The organism is Streptomyces acidicola (assembly GCF_009377235.1).
In the GTDB taxonomy this organism is placed as follows: Bacteria; Actinomycetota; Actinomycetes; order Streptomycetales; family Streptomycetaceae; genus Streptomyces; species Streptomyces acidicola.
The window spans coordinates 1-3,934 of the sequence record NZ_VMNX01000429.1; the positions used below are offsets into that span (position 1 = coordinate 1).

A 3,934-nucleotide genomic window follows, 5' to 3' on the forward strand; every position below is an offset into this window, starting at 1 on the left:
AACTCGACCTCAGCACCTACACCGGCCGCCACCCCGTCGAACTCATCGGAGGAGTCCGCTTCCCCGCCATCGGAGAACTCCCCTACCTCCTCACCCTCGCAGGCCACGGCTTCTACTGGTTCCGGCTCTCCCGAGTCGCTCCCCGCGCCCGCCAAGAAGTTTGAGCGAGCTCGCGAAAGGACGCGTCATCATGGCGAAGACCGAGACCGTTTCGCTCCTCCCGAGGGGCCCCGACCGTCTCCACCCGATGGCTTCGCTCAGCGGGTTGCTGCGGGAGTGGCTGCCCCGGCAGCGCTGGTTCGCGGGGAAGGACCGGCCGGTCACCGATGTGACGCTGCTGTCGATGACGGAGCTGTATCCGGGCTGTCTGCATCTGCTCGTCCACGCCGAGCACGCCGGGCCGCGCGCACCGGGTGACACCTCCCCCTCCGGTGACTGCTACCAACTGCTGCTGGGCGTACGGGAGTACCTGCCGCCCCGGCTCGCCGGTGCCTTTATCGGACGGGCGCAGGACGGCCCGCTGACGGGTCTGGCCGTGTACGACGCGTTCCACGACCCGCGCTCGGCGGCGCTGCTCCTGGAGCGGCTGCGGCACCCGGGGACGGCGGGTCCGCTGGCCTTCGAGAGGGACCCGTCGGTGCCCCTGCCTGCCGCGCTCGCTCCGCGTCTGCTGGACGCGGAGCAGTCCAACTCCTCGATCGTCTACGGCGACGCGTTCATCCTGAAGGTGTTCCGCCGCATCCAGCCCGGCATCAACCCGGATCTGGAGGTGCCATGGGCGCTGGCCCGGCAGGGCTGCGCCCGTGTCCCCGCACCCGTGGCGTGGATCCGCACCACACGGCCGGACGCCACCCTCGGCGTGCTCCAGCCGTTCCTGCCCGGCGCGTCCGACGGCTGGGCCCTGGCGCTGCGCGCACTCTCCGAGGGCCGGGACTTCACGGCGGAGTCGTACGAGTTGGGGCAGGCCATGGCCGAGGTGCACCTGGCGCTGGCGACCTCCTTCCCCACCGACACCCGGAGCGAGAACGGGCCCCTCGCGGCCGCGATGGCCGAGCGGCTGGCCGAGGCCGCCCACTGTGTGCCCGCCCTCCAGCCGTACGTTCCCGGGCTGCGGACCGCCTTCGACACGTTCGGCGCGTGCGGTGCCGGACGCACCGTGCAGCGGATCCACGGCGATCTGCACCTCGGGCAGGTGCTGCGGGCGGACCGTGAGTGGTTCGTCATCGACTTCGAGGGCGAACCGTCCCGCCCGCTCGCCGAACGCCGCAGCGTCCAGTCACCGGTGCGCGACGTCGCCGGGATGCTGCGCTCCTTCGACTACGCGGCCCGCACACGGCGGCCGTGGCATCCCGAGTGGGCGGAACGCTGCCGCGAGGCCTACTGCGCGGGCTACGCGGACGGGGCGGGCTGGGACCCGCGGGCCGAGCCCCAGCTGTTGCGCGCCTACGAAACCGACAGAGCGGTGTACGAGGTCGTCTACGAGGCCCGGAACCGTCCCAGCTGGCTCCCTGTACCGATGGCAGCGATCCGTCGGCTCGCCGCCCGAGGAGGCTGACGTCGTGGCCCTGCGTGATCCCTCCCGCTCCCCGCACGCCCAACCGGCCGAAGCCCTGCGGCCGGCCGGAAGGCCGAGCCCCGACCGCCGCAGGGCGGCCGGCAGGCACGGCTCCTCCAACCGCCGGGGGTCCACCGGCCGGTCCGACCCCGGCAGCCGGGGACCGGCCGAAGCCGCTCCCTTGGACGAGGCCGACCGGGCACGTCTGCTGTCGGGATCGCACCACGACCCGCACGCGCTGCTCGGTGCGCATCCCGGCCCCGACGGCGTGACGTTCCGGGCCCTGCGCCCGTTCGCGCACAAGGTGAGCGTCGTGGTCGACGGGTGTCACACGCCGCTCCACAGCGAGGGTGACGGCCTGTTCTCCGCCGTCCTGCCGCTGGACACGGTCCCGGAGTACACGCTGCTGGTGTCGTACGACGACGCCGAGTACGAGGTCCACGACCCGTACCGCTTCCTGCCCGCGCTCGGCGAGTTCGACCTGCACCTCATCGGCGAGGGGCGGCACGAGGAGCTGTGGAGGGCGCTGGGCACGGAGCCGATGGTGCACCAGGGCGTGACGGGCACCCGCTTCACGGTGTGGGCGCCGAACGCGCAGGGGGTCAGGGTCGCCGGGGACTTCACGTACTGGGACGGCACGGCGTTCCCGATGCGGTCACTCGGCTCGTCCGGGGTGTGGGAACTGTTCCTGCCCGGGATCGGCGAGGGCCGGCGGTACAAGTTCGAGATCACGACACGGTACGGCGCCCGGTTCCTCAAGTCCGACCCGATGGCCCGGTGTACCGAGGTGCCGCCGGCGACGGCGTCCGTCGTGACGGCGTCCCATCACGAGTGGAGCGACGGGGAGTGGATGACGCACCGGGCCGACCGCCCGGCCCACGAGGCGCCGTTCTCGGTGTACGAGGTCCATCTGCCCTCCTGGCGGCCCGGCCTGACGTACCGGGAGCTGGCGGAGCAACTGCCCGCGTATGTGAAGGACCTGGGCTTCACGCACGTGGAGCTGATGCCGGTCGCCGAGCACCCGTTCGGCGGCTCGTGGGGCTACCAGGTCACCGGCTACTACGCGCCCACGGCCCGGCTCGGCACCCCCGACGACTTCAAGCACCTCGTCGACCGGCTCCACCAGGCCGGCATCGGCGTGATCATGGACTGGGTGCCGGCGCACTTCCCGCGGGACGACTGGGCGCTGGCCCGGTTCGACGGCTACCCGCTGTACGAGCCCGGCGACACCCGCCGCGCGGAACACCCGGACTGGGGAACGTTCGAGTTCGACCTCGGGCGCCGGGAGGTGCGGAACTTCCTGGTGGCCAACGCGGTGTACTGGTGCGAGGAGTTCCATATCGACGGGCTGCGCGTGGACGCGGTCGCCTCAATGCTCTACCTGGACTACTCGCGCGAGCCCGGGCAGTGGACGCCGAACGAGCACGGTGGGCGGGAGGACCTAGACGCGGTGCGGTTCCTGCAGGAGATGAACGCCACGCTGTACCGGCGGGTGCCGGGTGTGGTGACGATCGCGGAGGAGTCAACCGACTGGGGCGGGGTGACGTCGCCCACCGACCGGGGTGGTCTGGGGTTCGGGCTGAAGTGGAACATGGGCTGGATGCACGACTCGCTCGGCTACATGTCCAAGGACCCCGTGCACCGCAGGTACCACCACAACGAGATGACGTTCTCGATGGTGTATGCCTACAGCGAGAACTACGTCCTCCCGATCTCCCACGACGAGGTCGTCCACGGCAAGCAGGCCCTGGTCTCCAAGATGCCGGGCGACTGGTGGCAGCAGCGCGCCAACCACCGCGCCTACCTCGGCTTCATGTGGGCCCACCCCGGCAAGCAACTGCTCTTCATGGGCCAGGAGTTCGCCCAGGGAGCGGAGTGGTCGGAAGGACACGGCCCGGACTGGTGGCTGCTGGACCCGGCGTACGGGGCGGAGGCGGACCACCGGGGCGTACGGGACCTGGTCCGCGACCTCAACTCCGTCTACCGCGAGGCACCGGCCCTGTGGGAACGGGACAGCGACCCCGGCGGGTTTCGGTGGGTGGTTGTGGATGCCGCCGAGGACAACGTGTTCGCGTTTCTGCGGTTCGCGGCGGACGGGGCGCCGTTGCTCGCGGTGTCGAACTTCTCGCCCGTGGTGCGGCACGACTACGGGCTCCGGGTGCCCGAGGGGTTCCCGGCCTGGGAGGAGGTGCTCAACACGGATGCCGCGCGTTATGGGGGCAGTGGTGCGCTCGGTCCCGGTCCGGTGCGCGTCGGTGCCGACGGTTCGTGTGTGCGGCTGACGGTGCCGCCGCTGGCTACGGTGTGGTTGCGGCCGGTGTAGGGGGCGATGTTCTCGCCCCCGCCGCCCCTACCCGTCCCATCCCCAGGGGCTCCGCC

At 71.5% G+C, this 3,934-nt stretch carries 3 protein-coding genes; all 3 read left to right on the forward strand.

Annotation, left to right across the window (positions count from 1 at the left end; all coding sequences use genetic code 11):
* Nucleotides 1–164, forward strand: a 164-nt coding sequence (locus FPZ41_RS45380) for an alpha-glucosidase C-terminal domain-containing protein (protein ID WP_194236453.1), incomplete at its 5' end; no start/stop codon positions are given.
* A gap of 26 nt (nt 165–190) precedes the next feature.
* Nucleotides 191–1,555 carry a maltokinase N-terminal cap-like domain-containing protein gene (locus tag FPZ41_RS45385; RefSeq protein WP_152870638.1) on the forward strand — a complete coding sequence of 455 codons (1,365 nt, stop codon included), beginning with the start codon at nt 191–193 and terminating at the stop codon, nt 1,553–1,555.
* A 181-nt stretch (nt 1,556–1,736) separates the two neighbouring features.
* Entirely contained in the window at nt 1,737–3,878 is a 2,142-nt protein-coding gene (gene glgB / locus FPZ41_RS45390) for a 1,4-alpha-glucan branching enzyme (protein WP_152870640.1), read from the forward strand.
* The last annotated feature ends 56 nt before the right edge of the window (nt 3,879–3,934 follow it).